This is a genomic window from Streptomyces hilarionis (assembly GCF_024539675.1).
In the GTDB taxonomy this organism is placed as follows: domain Bacteria; phylum Actinomycetota; class Actinomycetes; order Streptomycetales; family Streptomycetaceae; genus Streptomyces; species Streptomyces hilarionis.
Window position 1 is genome coordinate 23,229 of record NZ_JAHHIT010000060.1, and the last position, 16,884, is coordinate 40,112.

A 16,884-nucleotide genomic window follows, 5' to 3' on the forward strand; every position below is an offset into this window, starting at 1 on the left:
GAGTCGTTTTGGCGCTCAGGCTCGCGGAGGCAGCCGCGCCGGGCAGGGTCACCACGGCGGTGCCCGGCGCGGGGAGCTGCGTGTGCCCGCTGGGGTCAAAGTGCTTGAAGTGTTTGGGGGATGAACTCCGTTTGGGCCAGGGAGGGGCCAAAGGAACCCGTTTGTTGTGCGGAGCGGCGGGAAGCCTCACGTGCGGCTTCGCCGGAGAGGCTGCCGTGGCCACGCCGAACGGCAGCAGGCCCACCACCAAGGCACCGGCCGTCACCACTGCCGTACGGCGAACCCTCCGGCCGGCCCAGGCCGCTCGACCGCGTCTCCACCCCAAAATCCAGACCATGCTGTGCGTCCCCTCCCCCGGCCCCCAACCGCCCAAGTCGGTTGCGACTTGGGCGATTTGAGTGCACGCCAAACCGAGGGCACACGTCGATCAAGTCCCCCGCCGGGCGATCACGCTACGGCCTGACATCGGCCCGATACGCAAAGTATCTCCACAGGAAGAACAAAGAAATTGCCCAAACCAGGACACAAGTTGACTCTAATGCGTCAAAAGCGCACCGCAGAAAGGTAGTTGGCAATCCATCGACGATGGACCCCGCACACACCGGCCACACAGAATGCACAGCGGCGCGGGGCCCACGGGGGGAACCGCATGAAACCCGCGAAGGACCCCAACATCGATGTCCCTGTCTCACAAAACCGGGCGCGCGTCCAGACGCCCCGGCTCGAGGCCGGTCGCCGCTGCCGTCGTCGCAGCCTTGGCTGCCGGATCGCTGGCCGCTACGGCGCCGGCGTACGCCGCGTCCGGTGCGCCGATCCCATCACACCAGGCCACTTCGCCGAGCGACCGCGCCCAGTCAGCCGCCGTCAAGCGCCTCAACCCAACGGAGTCGGCCTCCGCGCGGGCGAAGGCGACCGGCACGCCGGTGACCATCGACCAACTCACCGACACCGGGACCCAGGTGGTCGCCAACCCGGACGGCACCTTCACGCGGACAGACTCCTCGATGCCGCAGCGGGTGCGGAAGCAAGGAAAGTGGGTCCCCGTCGACACCTCCCTGGTGCGGCGTGCGAACGGGACCTGGGCGCCCAAGGCCGCAGTTACGGACGTGGCCTTCTCCGGCGGCGGCTCTGGCGCGCTGGTCACGCTTCGTAGCGGGGCGGACAGGCTGGGTTTCTCCTGGCCTGGTGCATTGCCCGATCCGGTGGTCTCCGGTGACACGGCCACCTACCCGGAGGTGTTTCCCGGAGTCGACCTCCAGCTGACCGCGGACGCCTCCGGCTACTCCTCGATCATGGTCCTCAAGACCCCGAAGGCTGCAGCCGATCCGCGACTGCAAAGCCTCGCATGGAAGACCACCTCGGCCAACCTCAAGCTGGCCACCACCTCGAACGGCGGCGTGCAGGCCACTGACAAAACAACCGGCAAGACGGTGTTCCACAGTGACACCGCTTTGATGTGGGACAGCACCGGCGGCGGGCAGAAAACCGGTGCCACTGCCCTCGCCCGCACGGCGACCACATCTGCCGCCCGGGCCGAACACGCAGCAGCCGCCAAGGTCGGCAAACACCGCGCCCAGGTCCATGTGACCCTCAAAAACGGCAAGCAGATACTCGGCCTGGACAAGTCCCTGCTCACCGCCAAAACCACCACCTACCCGGTCTACGTGGACCCGGAATGGAGCGGCAGGCCCTCCCAGCTCGACTGGGCCCGGATCTCCGACAACGGGTGGAACGTCTACAACTCCACATCCACCACGGGAGCCACCAACGCCCGGGAAGGGTGGGACAACAACACCCCCGGCAACGGCGAACGGGCCCGCACCTACTACCAGATCAACACCAGCGGCATCAAAGGCGCCGTGGTCAGCCACGCCTCGCTGTACGTGAAGCAGCTTTCCGCCGCATCCTGCTCCGACACCCCAGCCGCCGTCTACGGCACCGACCGCCCCGCAGGATGGAGCTCCTCCTCGCTGTACTGGGGCCATGAACCCGGCGGTCGCACCGCCGCACTCGGCACCAACCCCGTCAGCCATGAGGCCGGAACCTGCCCGGTCACCAACGGCGCCAACTCATGGGTCAGTCCACCATCACTCGAATTCAACGTCACCACGCGGGCGGTGAGCGCCGCGGCAGGCAGCTGGAGCAGCATGACGCTGATGGTCCAGTCGCCCAACATGAACGACGCCACCCAGTGGAAGCAGCTCGCCTACGGCGGCGGCGCCACCCTCTCGGTCACCTACAGCTACCGCCCCAAGCTCAAGAACGGAACCGGCACTCCCGCCATCAAGCCCTCCATCGTCAACTCGGGCAAGACGATGACCACCACCCACACACCGACACTCTCCGCCCGCGCGGTCGACCCCGACCTCGCCGGCGGCAGCGAGCTCCTGCGCATCGAGTACAACGTCTACAACTCTTCGGGCACTCTGGTGCACCAAGGCTTCGGCCCGAACCTCGACTCCAAGAAGCGCGCACGATACAACACCAACGGCAGCGACTGGACGACACCGAGCCTGCCCGACGGCACCTACACCTGGAAAGCCACCGCCCAGAACGCGGCAGGCTACTGGGCCGGCACCGGCTCCGGCATCTGGACCAAGACCCAGACCTTCACCGTGGACACCAGCGCCCCGCCCTCCCCCACCGTGACCTCCAGCCAGTTCCCCGCCAAACAGATCGGCGCCGCCTTCGGCGACCAAGGCACCTTCGTCCTGGGCAACAACCACACCAACAACATCACCGGCTACCTGTTCTCGCTCGACGCCACTCTCGGCAGCACGGTGTACACCAGTAGCGGCGTTATCCATCTGGTAGCAGGCACGAAGATCGCACAGAACAAGATCTACTACGCCACCTCCGACAACGGACCCGGCACCGGCGCCTCGGTCATCAACGGCAGCGCCTCCCCCGCCTTCGCCCCGGGCGTGGTGGGACCCCACACGCTGTATGCCAAGGCGGTGGACCAGGCCGGCTCGACATCCGTCTCCCAAACGGCCTACACCTTCTACGCCGGCACCAGCACCCCGGCGTACGCCTACGGCGACAAGATGATCAGCGGCTGGACCGCGACCAACACCGATGGCACCACCGTCGCCGTACCCAAGGCGACAACCACCAGCGCCGGCGGCCAGCTGGTCAGCCAGGCCGCCGGCAGTGGTTACGAGTTCGCCGACGGCTACCAGGCCATGCTCGCCAACAAGACCAGCACCTCGAAGGTCGTCAGCGGCGACAGCGCCACCTTCAGCTTCGACGTCCCCAAGGACGGCCCTTGGAGCTTCGGAGCCAATCTGACCAAGGGCAAGGACTACGGGATATACCACCTGGTACTGGACGCGGGTAAGAGCACGCAGTCCACGCTGATCAGCGGGTTCGACGCCTACAACTCCTACACCACTACCCAGTTCGTCAACCTGGGCATCCCCAAGGTCGGCAGCCAACTGCTCACCCTCAATCAGGGCGTGCACACCCTCACCTTGACCCTGAGCGGCAAGAACCCCGGCTCGTCCGGCTACCAGGCCGGCATCGACGTGCTGCGCCTCGGATCGGCGCTGACCTGCGCGATCAACGCCATCAGCGCCTGCCGCAACAACACGGCCACGAGCACGTTCACCACCACGACGAGTCCGGCCGACGCCGACGGATCCGGCAACAGCATCAACTCCGCCGACCTCACGACCATGTCAGGCTGGCAGAGCGACAAGACGGTGACCGTCGACGGCGCCACCATCACGTTGCCGAAGTTCGGCACCGGCACGTACGACAACATGCTGGCCTCCGGTCAGACCATCACGCTGCCGGGAAGCGGGGTGGTGAACACCGGCGACGCCGTGGTCTTCCTCGCCTTCTCCACGGGCGGTCCCGCCAAGGGCGCCAGGGGCACCCTCACGTACGCCAAGGACAACTGCCTGAGCAGCAATCCCGCCGACCAGGACTACCAGCTGGACACCGTGCCCGACTGGCTCTCGGGCCCAGCCTCCGCAGCCTCGATCACTCTCGTCCACGAGAACCACAGCAACAACACCCAGAACAGCCCGAGCTCCGGCCCGAAGATCTACGCCATCAGCGTCCCGCTGCAATGCCCCGGTTCGGTCATCAGCAGTATCTCCCTGCCGCTGTTCACCAACGGCGTCCAGGCCGGCCAGCCGGCCCTGCACGTCCTGGGACTGGGGTTGCGGCCGATGGCCCTCACCGGCAGCGGATCGAGCGCCAAGCACTGGGTCGGCACCTGGGCCTCGGTCCAGGACACCGCCAAGGTGCAGCTGTCCAGCGGCAGCGCCGCCACCGTCAACGCACAGACCCTGCGCATCCCCGCGCACGTCAGCGTCGGTACCGACGACGGCAACGGAGTGCGTATCCACCTGTCCAACGCCATGGGCGCCACCCCGGTGACCTTCGACGCGGCATCCGTCGCACTGCAGGACACCACGGCGGGCGGCGCCACCGCAGCCGCGGTACCGACGGCGCTGGCCTTCAACGGCTCCGCCTCCGTCGTCATCCCCGCAGGCGGCGATGCTACGAGCGACCCGGTGACCTTGGCCGTAGCGCAGCAGACGACCGCCCTGGTCAGCCTCCAGGTGCACGGTTCGGCACCCGCCATGCCCGGCCATGCCACGGCCCAGACCCCCGTCTGGACCAGCGACGCCGCCAACCGCACCGGTGACACCGCTGCCACCAACTTCACGCAGACCACCTACACCGGTCTGCCCTACCTCGCCGGCATCGACGTCACCACCCCCACCGCCGCCCCCACCGGCTCGCTCGTCCTCTACGGCGACCAAAGCATCAACGCAGACACCGCAAGCGGCGACGGCAAGCACCACCTCAGCGACGCCATCACCGATGCCCTGGTCAGCGACTCCAACGGGGACAACTCCGTGGACTACGGCGTCCTCAACGCGGGCACCAACAGCAGCAGCCTGAGCAACAACCTGCTGCCTCAGATCACCAACAGCGCCACCCCGAAGAACGCGCTCAACCCCGTGGACCGCAACGTGCTGGCCCAGGGCAACGTACGCACCGTCCTCATCTCGACCGGCGCCGCCGACCTGCTCAACTGCACAAGCGACGCCGGCACCTGCGCCACCAACGTGGAGTACGGACTGGCCTCCGTCAACAGCCAGCTGAGCTGGTACAGCACCGACGACAGCCAGACCTACGACGCCTCCGGCCAGCCGATCACCCAGAACTCCAACATCACCGTCTACCTCGCCACCATCCCGCCCTTCACCGCCGCCCACCCGGGCACGGCATCCCAGGAATCCGCGCGCGAGCAGGTGAACAGCTACCTGCTCGACAACTTCCCCAGCCAGGTCATCGACTTCGCCGCCGCGGTCTCCACGGACGGCACAGCCACCTCCTCGACGGTGAAGGCGGCCGACCTATCAGGCAGCAACCCGTCCAACGCCTACTACGCCGACCTCGCCGGCCAGTACGTCAAGGACACGAACACCGTGGTCGGCATCGCGCCGAACCTGGTCGTCCCGCTCGCGACAGGCAGTGACACCCCCGAGGACGACTGGGAGCTGGCCGCCAACGGCACCGACAGCAACGGAGACAACCCGCTCACCATGGTCGGCGGCGGGACCTTCAGCTCCGACGGCCCGGACGCAGTCAACGCCGGTGCCGGCACAGCGTCATTCGACGGCAGCACCGGATTCCTGGAGAGCGACCACACCGCCGTCAACACCTCCGGTGACTACACCATCTCCGCCTGGGTGAAGATCAACTCGGCCGTCGACGCCACCGCCATCTGCCAAGGCACCAGCCAGCACCAGGCGTTCTACATCGGCTACGACAGCGGCAACAAGGGCTGGATGTTCCAGACCACCACGACCAACGATGCCAACGCCGGCTTCCCCACGGCGGAGGGCGACACCGACACGGGCGCCGTAGGCACCTGGGCACACCTTCTGGTCACCTACACAGCCCCGGTCGACGGGGACACAAGCACAGGCGTGATGTCGATCTACCAGAACGGCAGCCTGATGGGGACGGCCACCAACCTCACCCCCCAGTACGACTCCTCCCTCCCGCTGACGATCGGCGGCTGCATCAACAGCGTCGACGCGACCAGTCCGTACGCCGCCTTCCCCGGCTCCGTCGCCGACGTCCACGTCTACCCGTACGCGATGGCGACGAGCCAAGCCGGCCCGAACAGCGTGATCGTGCCGGCAGGCTGGGACAACGGCATGCCCGAGGACGAGTGGAAGCTCGCCGCCAACGGCAGCGACACCGCCGCCCTCAACCCGCTCACCGCCTCCGGCAGCGCCACGTTCGGTACCGACGCGCCCAGCGGGATGCCCGGCAGCGTCGCGTTCGACGGCAGCACCGGCTTCCTCAAGAGCAAGCAGAGCGCAGTGAACACCCTCGGTGACTACACCGTCTCCGCCTGGGTGAAGATCAACTCAGCACTCGGCACCACCGCCGTCTGCCAAGGCACCACCCAACACCAAGCGTTCTACATCTCATACGACAAACCCAGCAGTGCGTGGATGTTCCAGACCACCACCACCAACGACGAGAACTCCGACTTCCCCACTGCAGAAGGAGACCCCAACACCGGCCCGATCGGTACCTGGACCCACCTCGTCGCCGCCTACCGGGCACCCATAGCCGGAAAGTCCGGCACCGGCTCAATGGCCCTCTATCAGAACGGCACCCTGATGGGGACCGCCACCAACCTCAGCCCCCAGTACGACTCCTCGCTACCCCTGACCATCGGCGGCTGCATCAACAGCGCAGCGGCCACCAGCCCGTACCTTGCCTTCCCCGGCTCCGTGGCTGACGTCCACGTCTACCCACGGACGCTCTCGGCGACCGAGGTCGGCGCACTGCACTGACCACACCGTCAACCTGGGCCCCGACCGTTCGCGCCGCGGTCGATCGGGGCCCGCCCCCTTCCCCCAATCGAAACGAAAAACGCCGCTTCAAGACATTCGGAACCCTAGGATGAAGCGGGTCCGAACCGAGCTGAGTGGCCCGACAAGAGCGCCGTCCGCCTGGTCACTGCACAGCAAACCGTTCGACGCCCACGATCGCTGGATCCTTCCTGAGGAAGATCCAGCCGAACACCACCTGTGACCCGCAAAACGACCCCGCCCTGTCCGTCAAGGATAGGGCGGAGAAACGTTCAAGCGGCGATGGACAGCGGAACGTCGCGACGTTCCCAGGCTCCGAGGACAGCCTTGTGCGCGTCCGGTTGAAGGTGAGCGTAGCGCTGGGTGGTCTGGAAGCTCTCGTGGCCGAGGAGGTGCTGGACCTCGTAGAGCGAGACTCCCTTCTGGACCAGCCATGAGGCACAGGTGTGGCGCATGGAGTGCGGCGGGTAGTGCGGGACGAGTTGCTGCTCGCCGTCGGTGTCGAAGTAGTGGGCGGCCTCGACGGTGGGCCACCAGGTCTGCCGGCGCCAGTTGCTGTCGGCGAGGAGCCGTCCGGCACGGCCCTTGGTGATGGTGGTGAACACCACGGCGTCGCGGTCGAGCCGGTGGATGTGGCGTTCGAGGGCCTCTAGGACGTGAGGCGGGAGCGGGACCTCTCTACGGCTCTTGGAGCTCTTGGGGTACTCCTTGATGCCGCTCTTGCTGTTGACCTCCACCACAAACAGTCGCGAGCGGCGCTGGTCGATGCGGTGGCGATGCAGGCCAGACAGTTCTCCCCAACGGAGTCCGGTGTAGAAGCCGAGCAAGCACATCGTCCGCCACGCGACGGGGAGTTCATCCAGGATGCTCTGTGCCTGGTCAAGCGTGAACCACTGCGGCGGCTTGACCGCGATCTGAGGCAAGTCGATGTTGCGGCACGGGGTCACCGCGAGGACATCGTCGTCGACGGCAGCACGCATCATGGAGGATGTCAGGTTGTAAGCCCGTTTGATCGCAGCAGCCCCCGCCCCTTTCTCGACCAGGGTCCGGATCCAGCTCTGGACGTCCATACGGGTGATGGCCCGCATCTCCCAGTCCGCCCAGTAGGGCATGACGTGGTTCTCGATGTTGGATGCGTCGCCGCGAAGCGTGTGGGGCTCAACAATTCGGGCGTTCCACCATCGCTCGTGCCACTCGCGGAATGGCATCTCACCGGCCCGCGGGTCGCGCATGCCTCCGCGGGCGAACTGGGTCTCCATCTCGATGCCCCAGGCGCGCGCCTGCGCCTTGAGGGGGAACGACTCGCTGAACCGGTCTCCTGTCCGGTTGCGTACGGTCGCCTGCCACTTGCCGGACTTCAACTTACGGAGGTACGAGGCTCTACTCCTTGTTCAACGGTGACGGGGCCGGGATAGGCCAAGGTCAGCGGCGGGCTGCCGGCGGTACGACGGCACGGCGGCTGATGAACTCGTCGAGGCTGGCCGCGGGGACCCGAACACGGGACCGGCCTGATCCGGTACGGAGGTCGACGACTGGCAAGTCGCCGGCAGCGATAAAGCGGTAGACGGTGCGGCGGTCGACGTCCAGGGCGTCGGCGACGGCCGGATGGACAGCAGGCGTGCAGGCATGGAGGAGAACCTTGAGGTAGGGATGGTCTTGGGGTCGGCGGGTCAACCGGGAGACCTGCAGCTCGACACAGACCCTCATCGGCCGTCAGCTTTCGCCGAGGCCGAACCGGAACCGCTGCTGACATGACGCCGCCCCGCGATTGCGGATAGACGCGGAGTCAGCAAGCGAGACGGACGGGCCCGCCAGGGCGGGGTGAAAGGGCAGGGGGTACCGCGGATCGGCACATCAGGTGGAGTTCCTCGAGAGGGAGCACACTGGCGACAGAACGGGCTCAGCAACACCGGAGTGCCCTCACGCAAACTCGACATGGGAACCGTTTCTTTGAGGAAGCCGGCACTGCAAAATCAGGGAAGCCGCAGGCGGGGCCGCTCATTACCTCCTTGCGACTTGCGGCACTACCGCCTGCATCCCGTAACGGCTCCACCGCCAAGCACAGCCGCTACGAACACCCTCAATGGTCATCACGATCGCCGGTTTGGCTAACCGGCGATGGGTGCGGCTCTTTTGAAGTGAAGGTCGTGGATCAGGCGGTCAGTGTGTAACCGTCCTGGTCAGGGCTGGGATAGAGCCGCTGGTGTTCACGCTTGGTGTGGAAGGTCCAGTAGGCGTCGAGGTCGTTGTTGGCGGTGAGAGCGCGCAGACGGAGGACGGCTTCGGCTCCTTCGAGTCCCCAGTGGGCACCGGTGATGTCGAGACGGTCGCCGATGAGGTGGCGGCAGGCTCCTTCGACGGCGCCGGTGGCGATGGGCCAGCCGGCTTCGAGTGCGGTGTCGTAGCGGAGCTGGTCGAGGTGGCCGGTGAGGTAGCGGTGGCAGCCGGTGACGGCTTCCCGGCGTGAGCCGGGCAGGCGTTCACGGTCGGCCTGGGCCAGCATCTCGTCGGCGGCGCGGAGGGCTTGGCCTGCGAGGATCGTGGTGAGGTGGTCGGCGGCCCATGTCTCGGCCTCGCGGCTGCCGGGGGTGTGGAAGGCGTGCGCGGCGGCTCATACGTACTCCGCGACGTGGATGAAGTCGAGCAGGACGTTGACGGTGATCTTGCGGCGTTCGGCTTCGGCGTGGATGAGGCCGAGCTGGTGGTGGGCGCCGTCGACGAGGACGATCCAGGGACGGTGGTGGTGCGGGTCACGGTCGTGGGCCTGGCCGAAGGCAGCGGCGATGACCTGTTCGGGCGGGCGGATCACCGAGGCGGTGCACCATTTGTTCACGGCTTTCGGTCCCGGCCGGGGTGTGCGGTCCTCGGTGCGGCCGCCGGGCGGGTGGATCACGTCGTGGGGGCGGCGAGGGGCTGGGCGGATGTCGAAGACACACGCGACGGTGGCCATGCGTTTCCGGTTGGGTTTCTCGCCGGGGGCGAGGCGTCCGCGCCGGCCGGCGGCGGAGCTCCGGGCTGCCTTGAGGCGGGTCGCTTCGCGCAGGGCCTCGGGCCTCATGACGATGCCCTTGCCGTCGGCCTGGATCACCAGCGGCATGTCGCGGGTGCAGGGGACGGCGATCCTGGCCCGGTAGAACGCGTCGATGTCGGTGGCCGCGGCGACCAGGAGCCGGGCGAGCTGTCGTTTGCCCAGCACAGGGCCGCAACGGCGGTGGATCGCTTCGAGGGCCTGGTCGTAGGAGCCGCGGACGGCCTCGGTGACCGCCAGGCGCCCAAGGCCCAGCGAGTGACGCCCGGCCGGCAGTGACAGACACGCATCCGCGGGATGCACGTTGCATACTCCCGGTCCCCGGTGAGCGACGCGGCGCACCCTCACGTGTCCGAACAGGCAGGCCAGCCACCGCTCATGACCCGCCTCGCGCCACGGACGCACCGTTCCTTCCGGCCCCACCGGCCTGGGAGCGGACACGTCACGGGTCTGCTGTTCCTCGCGGATCGCCCGCAGGTCGAGATGGTCCTGCAGGAGCTGGCGGATCAGGGCGCGTCCGGCGTCATCGAGGTGTTCTTCCAGTTCGGCGTGGGTCCATTCGCCGGCAGGCCGTCCTGACAGGGTCGCCGTCAGCGATTCGAAGGCATTGACCGAGCGGGCGAACGGGTCAGGCGTGCCGCCGGTGTCGTACTGTTCCATCCGGGCTCTTCTTTCTTCCGGTTCGTTTTGGTTGGCACCTACGAATCTAGAAGGAAGAGCCCTTCTTTCAGGGCAAGTTGGGCGAACCGGTCGTCCTGGTGCGGGACGGGGCGAACAGGCCGGGCGACTCCTCGTCCAGCCAGCCGCGTTCGACCAGACGCTTCAGCTTCGCGCGTGTCCCCTCGATCTTCGCGGTCTCGGCCGCAAGGCCGATCCTCGGCACGATCTGCTTGGCCCGCACGGGCCCCGGAGCGTCCCCCACGACCTCCAGGATGTCCTGGTAGACCCGTGGCAGCACACCCGGCTCCAGGCCCGGCCGCCACTTCGGCACCGCCAGAACCCCCACGACCCTCCGTTCCGCCCCCGCGAACGGCGACACCTCTTCCGCCGCCGGCGGCGTGTCCCGCACTGTCTCTCCCGGATCACCGACGGCCATCCTCGTGAGGAGTTCACCAGCCGTCTCCCGGGTGATCACCAGTCGCGACAGCCGTTCACGCTCAGCCTCCAGCCGCACCGTCAACTCGGCCACCGGGGACTCGAGTTCTTCCACACGCTCCCGGACCACGGCCTCCTCGGCCTCGATCGCATCGAGCAACGACCCCACCGGCACCGCCCCCTCCCGTCAGGAAGAGACCTGCCCATCCACACACCAATCAACGTCTCCCCAGGTCAACCCATCCCTCGAAACGAGCCGCACCCATCCCAGCACTCGAATATCAGACCGTGTTTGAGATCTACTGAGATGCCAGCCATACGGTGTACCAGTCGTGAAAGTCCGGTCCTGGGGTCAGGCCGCCCCAGGACCGGTCGTCGAGCCAGACTTGTCCGGCGTTTGTGCCCGTGATGACGAGGCGAGAGAAGGTGCCGCAGCCGATCTCGCTGAGGACCAGAGTCCCCGCGACCGAGTAGTCGGCGTCGCCTCCCGTGCCCGGTCCCGGCCAGTCCGTGGTGTGCGGGAACGGTGTGGCCAGGAAGCCGACTCGCAGGCACTCGGTCCGAAGGTCATGCAGGGCCTCTTCGTCATCCACTTCCTCCGCCAGGCCCAGCAGTCCGTAATGAGGTCCTGCTCCGCCACCGGCGACCGTGCCCAGGAAGTCCCGGTAGGACGCGGGAAGGGTGACGCTGTGCAGTTGCTCGAAGGAGCGGATCGCCTCCTCCGACAGAAGAGGTTGAAGCTGGTATCCGTGGTGCGAGGCACCGAAGCGGCGACGCTCAGGATCCTCCAGGGCCATCACGGCAACACGAGAGCGCACCGAGGCGCCGTCCCAGGTCCCGCTCGGGGCGGCAGCATCAGCGGTCACGCCCGAACCGAATCCTCGTCCGGCCCCACCCAGATCAATGGCCTGGGGCCCGGCCGTGTGGCGGGATAGCCGCGGGTGAGTCGGCGGACCATGATGCCGATCATTGCCCAGCGGATCATGGTCTCGGAGCGGGCGGGGTGCTGCTCCTAGTCGCGGGCGAGGCGCCGGTGCGCGGTGATCCACGAGAAGGTGCGCTCGACGGCCCAGCGCTTGGGCTGGACCTGGAATCCGTGCTGGTCCGGGTCCTTGCGCACGATTTCCAGCTCGCGGCCGAGGATCGCCCGGGCCCAGTCCACGAGACGGCCGGCGAAGCCCTGGTCGGCCCAGATCTTCTGAACTCCTGGACGGTCCAGCCGAGTCCAGAGCAGTGGGTGCTTCGCGCCGTCGCGGTCCTGGATGTTCGCGGCGACCACGTGGACGGCCAGGAGCAGACCGAGGGTGTCGGTGACAATGAACCGCTTGCGGCCCTTCACCTTCTTGCCCGCGTCGAAGCCCCTGGTGCCGGCGGGGACGGTGTCGGCAGTGCGCACGGACTGCGAGTCGATCAGCCCCGCGCTCGGCTCCACACTGCGGCCGTCAGCGGCCCGGACCTGGCCGCGCAGGGTGTCGTGGATCCGCTCGACGGTGCCGTCGTCGTGCCACCAGGTGAAGTACCAGTACACCGTCGGCCATGGCGGGAAGTCCTTGGGCAACTGCCGCCAGGCACACCCGGTGCGGACCACGTAGAAGATCGCATCCACGATCCGCCGACGCGGGTGCTTCTCACGTCGCCCACCCTTGGGACCCACCCGCGCAGGCGGCAGCAACGCCTCCACCAACGCCCACTGATCACCCGTCAAATCCAACGGAAACCCGCCCCCTGAACCACTCACGCCGGGCTCAACGCCCCCGCCAGTCACGGGACACGGCAGATCTCAAACACGGTCTCAGGGATTCGAAATGCGGTTGGATCGCGGGTAAGGGCGAGCCCACATTCAGCCCTGAATCGCCAAACTCAATTGGCGGCTACGACCGACGAATTCATACCGAAAGGGCGGGTAGAGACCGCCAACGAGGCTATGAAAATTAACCGTCGAAGAGATCCGCTTGCTCCCAGTGAGCTGGGGCTGGCTCGCCCGTATCAAGCAAGTTCCCAAGTTGCGCGGCATCTTCGGCATCCAAGCCCAGAATCAGTCGGAGAGTTGTGCCCAGCAGCTCAGCATATGGAACGAGTGCCCTCGCTCCTGGTGGACTGGCGGTCCTGCTGACGAAATTGCAGCGTAGGGGGACACGGGTGGAGGTGAGGGCTTGTGCTTCGACCACGCCTTCCTCCTGCCCCAACGCGGCGCTGATCCCATCCAGTTGCGGATCATGGGTCACATCTTCGCCCGGGGCGTCGTAGCCGATGCTGCGGTTGGTCATCAGCATCCGGATCGAGGTCAAGGGGATGGCAAACCTGGCGGCCCGTTCCCTGACCTCGGCCAGCAGGGGCGCCTCGTACTCCTCTGGAGCATGGAGATCTTTACGGCTGGCAGCCAGGAAGGCCACGAAGTCAGATCCGCGCAGGCCGAGATGTCCATCGTCGATGACCCAGCGCCAAGCGCCCCCGGCCCTTACAGTCTCCGATTCGACCACCATGCACACGTGCGCCTTCCATGCCTGCACTGCGCTGCGCATCAACCGTTGAAGGTTGGGTGTGTCCGTAATGTCGGTACGCAGCAGCGTCTTGGCGTCCACGAGCGGTCGGATGCGACGCCAAAAAGCCTCATCCGTGATCTCCGGAGAGGAGAGGAGCAGGCTCAGCGAGGTCTCGTCGAGGGATGTCTGGTGGGGCACGTTGGCCGGGAACTCGGACAACGAACGGCCGCTGCCCTGCCACATGGCCGCCATCAACGTGGACATGCGGCGCGACACATCAGGCACCGTGTGCCGAGAGACTTCGGAGAGAGCCAGCCGAGTGGGGTCGGCTTGGCCCTCACGGGCCGCCTCCACTCCCGAGCCGACCATCGACAGGAAGCGCTCTACCTGACGCTCCCCCATGATGCCGCGACCACCCTCGACGATCGCGTCGGATGCCAAAGCGGTCGGCGTCCGTGTAGGGGCGCGGGCAGGCAGCGCTCCAAGTCCGGAGGGTTCGAGCACAAGTGTGTGATGTTCCTCGGCGACGGTTTCCAGCTGGTCCCGTGCAGGCCCGGACCCGAGGCGGGCGAGTGGCACCACCAGCGGCTGCTGTTCACGCTCGAAGAGCTGAACATCCGATGCCAAGAGTTCAGGATCAGATGAGGCGCGAAGGTAGACGCGTCGTTCGGACTTGCGGGTGCCGGAGCTCCACGTCATCAACAGGTCTGGCACGTAGGTGTGGTTGAAGAAGTCCGTCCGCACGATCCGCGCGGTGGGGTAGACGTCCAGAAGACGCCGCTGGATCACATCCTTGACACGCTCGACCGCTTGCCGCGGATCGGGGTGGTCGAGAGCGCTGTCAATCTCCGGCGCCACCGGCGTCACCATGACGACCTCCCCTGGCTGTTGTAGAAGTTGGCGACGACTCCACGCCAGTCGTCCAGCGGTACCAGCTTCTCCTGCTTCTCTGACATCACGACCAGCCAGAGCCGCTTGGACAAGTCCTCCACAAGCTCGTCCTTGATCGACTCGGCAGCCGCTTCCGGATCCTCGATGCCGAAGATCCGCAGCGACTCCGCAAGCACGGCCTCGCGGATCATCTGCGGGCTGGTGAGTAGATCCCAGTCATTGGCACGGAAGGGAGCCCAACTGATCCACATGTAGTGGTCGCCGAGCATGTACTCCTGGCTCAGTGCCACGTAACACTTGGCCAGGAAGCTCTTGTAAGCGGGGCCCTGATCGCTCGCGTTCCTGCGCCACTTCACCTCGGCGCAGAACATCTGGCCGTCCCACTCGCCGCCCCGCATCATCCCGCCGAGGTCGTACGAGAAGGGCCTCTCGTTCCCGTTCGGCCACCGCAAGGTGAGCTTCCGCGCCCACGCACCATCGACGTTGGTGTAGGACTGCGACACACGCATGGTGCCCTCAAGCCACCGCTTGACCCGCTGCACCGCCTCGGCGCCCTTGACGTGCTCTTCTTCACCCGGCACGACGTAAGAGTATCTTTACGTACCATCTCCGATACAGAGGGCGAGGAATCTGGCAGTGTTCACACGTGGTCGTCGGCCACCACCACGGCTGCTGTCCCTGTCTCGGCCGCGAGGCCACGGAACTCGTTCAAGCGAGCGCCCCATGAACGATTTCACCCTCAGTACTCATCGTCCAGCCTGCCGCTCAGGCCGGTGCGGACGCCAGCCCTTCAGATACGGCTGAAGTTCATCCGGCGCCGGATCACGCGGAGTCGGCATGCCCGGAGGGTTAAGCAGCGGGTCGATTCCCCGCGCATACGATCGTGCCCACTCCAGCCAGAGTCGCGGCGAATGCAGGGTCTGCTCGCCCAAGTCCCCGTCCAGCTCAGCGAGACGACGCTCCAGGGCGTCGCAGTACTCACCGATCACGACGGCTTCCCGCCAGCGACCGGCCTCCTCACGCAGCACCTCGGCGAACTGCTCCCGGACGGCAGGCTCCTTGGCTTCCTCCATGGCCTCCCGCCAGCGCACTGCACGCTGTTCTCTTGCGCGCTCCTCGCTCTCCATGCGCCGGGCGTCTTCCACCGCTCGCGCCTCGATCTCCCCGAGAACCAGCCCCAGAGATTGTTCGAGGGTCCGGCTCTTGCGGTCCCGCCAGCGGCCGGGTCTGTCGGTCAGCCCGCGGGCGATCTCCACGACGAGACGTGAGGACCTTTCCGGATCGGTGGACTCGGGAAACTCCTGCCTGATGGTGACCGGATACGCGAAGCCGTCGACAACGACGTCCATCCCGCCCTCGCGCGGGCGGTAGGACGACCCGACCTTCCGCACCCCGTGGCCTCGCCGTGCCGCTTCAACAGCCATCCCTTGGAGCATCAGAAGCGATCTGCGGCGCAACGCAGTCGGCATCACCAGCCGGCTCGCGTCATCCCTGAGTGCAGCTACAACTGAGTGAAGGGATGCCAGCCGCGTAGGCACCCTGACCGCCGAAGCACCTGTCTTCGGTCGCTGACTCCGGGCATTGGGATGCGGGCCCTCCGCGAGGAAGAACTCCAGGCCGGCCAGACCGTACGGCACCTTTTCGATGCGCTTCCCCTCCGGCTCCATGCCGTGCCGCTTCGCGTAATTGACCACCCGCCGCCATTCCGCGATCTCCTCATCATCGGCATGGGCGAAGCGAACGTGTCCTTCAGCGAGGAGCCGTTCGACCAACTCACGAGCTTTCGCCCGCCGCGCACGGGCGACGGGCCGCTCGCCGTACGACGCCGAAGACACGACGCGCTCCGACGGGCCACCGCGGTGGGCGGGCTCCGCGTCGTCAGGATGGCGGCCATGACGGAGATAGAACCGGCCAGCCTCCGTGATCTCCGCCCGGGCAGCACCGCCGTCCCTGTGCACCGTCAACAGCCCACGGTCACGCAGGGCGTACGCCGAGCGCCAATCCCTCGGCGCCCAAGCTCCGGGTTCCTCACCGGCCGCGAGCCGCTGAAGAAGCGCGCGCTGCCGTTCATTCGGAGCAGGCCGTCGTTCCATGGAGTCCAGCCCACACCGCGCAGGCACGTCCTGTACAGACCCGAAAGGGCGGCTCCCTGCCGTGGGAGTCCCCCGCGGGCTGCTCTGGGACTTCCGGCCGCATCGCCGAGAGCGTCAGCAGCCCTCAACACCCCACCGACACTCGCCACATCAACAGGGCCTGACATGCCCAAAAGCCGCCTGACACCCCATTAGAACGAGCGTCAAATGAGCGTCACGAGCGTCATTTCAGCGTCAAGATATCGCCCGTAACGCCCACACCGCACATAATGCGCACGCACAAAACCGCAGGTCAGGCACCCTTCGCGGCCGGCTCAAGCACCGCCACGCACTCCACATGATGCGTCATCGGAAAGATGTCAGCCTGAACGAGTCACGGAAAAGATCAGGTCAGGACCTGTTTCTCGGCTCGCTGCCCCGCGTGCGGGCGCCCAGGG

9 protein-coding genes and 2 pseudogenes are annotated in these 16,884 nt (G+C 66.7%); 1 reads left to right on the forward strand and 10 read right to left on the reverse strand.

Annotation, left to right across the window (positions count from 1 at the left end; all coding sequences use genetic code 11):
- Window positions 1-688: 688 nt before the first annotated feature.
- On the reverse strand, window positions 689-931 hold the full coding sequence (locus tag KMS84_RS15760; RefSeq protein ID WP_143688257.1) for a hypothetical protein: 243 nt from the start codon (window positions 929-931) through the stop codon (window positions 689-691).
- Between KMS84_RS15760 and KMS84_RS41255 the strand changes: the two genes are divergently transcribed.
- On the forward strand, window positions 924-6,839 hold the full coding sequence (locus KMS84_RS41255) for a LamG-like jellyroll fold domain-containing protein (protein ID WP_256916835.1): 5,916 nt from the start codon (window positions 924-926) through the stop codon (window positions 6,837-6,839). The two genes, KMS84_RS15760 and KMS84_RS41255, sit on opposite strands and share 8 nt — an antisense overlap.
- A gap of 290 nt (window positions 6,840-7,129) precedes the next feature.
- Here the strand turns inward: KMS84_RS41255 and KMS84_RS15770 are convergent, their stop codons facing one another.
- The 9 genes and pseudogenes from KMS84_RS15770 to KMS84_RS15810 all read right to left on the reverse strand — a co-directional run bounded on the left by KMS84_RS15770 (window position 7,130) and on the right by KMS84_RS15810 (window position 16,312).
- Complete coding sequence (locus KMS84_RS15770) at window positions 7,130-8,218, reverse strand: tyrosine-type recombinase/integrase (protein ID WP_256916836.1); 1,089 nt, start codon at window positions 8,216-8,218, stop codon at window positions 7,130-7,132.
- A 61-nt stretch (window positions 8,219-8,279) separates the two neighbouring features.
- Window positions 8,280-8,564 (reverse strand): helix-turn-helix domain-containing protein, encoded by a 285-nt coding sequence (locus KMS84_RS15775; RefSeq protein ID WP_256916837.1) that lies wholly within the window; start codon window positions 8,562-8,564, stop codon window positions 8,280-8,282.
- A gap of 445 nt (window positions 8,565-9,009) precedes the next feature.
- Window positions 9,010-10,545, reverse strand: a pseudogene (locus KMS84_RS15780) (ISKra4 family transposase).
- A gap of 67 nt (window positions 10,546-10,612) precedes the next feature.
- A complete protein-coding gene (locus KMS84_RS15785) occupies window positions 10,613-11,149 on the reverse strand; it encodes a hypothetical protein (protein WP_256916838.1) in 537 nt (178 codons plus the stop codon).
- A gap of 130 nt (window positions 11,150-11,279) precedes the next feature.
- Complete coding sequence (locus tag KMS84_RS15790; RefSeq protein ID WP_256916839.1) at window positions 11,280-11,846, reverse strand: SMI1/KNR4 family protein; 567 nt, start codon at window positions 11,844-11,846, stop codon at window positions 11,280-11,282.
- A pseudogene (locus tag KMS84_RS15795) lies at window positions 11,843-12,718 on the reverse strand (IS5 family transposase). Before KMS84_RS15795 ends, KMS84_RS15790 begins: the two are co-directional and overlap by 4 nt.
- Window positions 12,719-12,911: 193 nt before the next feature.
- Window positions 12,912-14,333 (reverse strand): hypothetical protein, encoded by a 1,422-nt coding sequence (locus KMS84_RS15800; protein WP_256916840.1) that lies wholly within the window; start codon window positions 14,331-14,333, stop codon window positions 12,912-12,914.
- Complete coding sequence (locus KMS84_RS15805) at window positions 14,327-14,935, reverse strand: hypothetical protein (RefSeq protein WP_256916841.1); 609 nt, start codon at window positions 14,933-14,935, stop codon at window positions 14,327-14,329. The genes KMS84_RS15800 and KMS84_RS15805 overlap by 7 nt, the downstream gene beginning before the upstream one ends.
- A gap of 165 nt (window positions 14,936-15,100) precedes the next feature.
- Complete coding sequence (locus KMS84_RS15810; RefSeq protein WP_256916861.1) at window positions 15,101-16,312, reverse strand: hypothetical protein; 1,212 nt, start codon at window positions 16,310-16,312, stop codon at window positions 15,101-15,103.
- Between the last annotated feature and the right edge of the window lie 572 nt (window positions 16,313-16,884).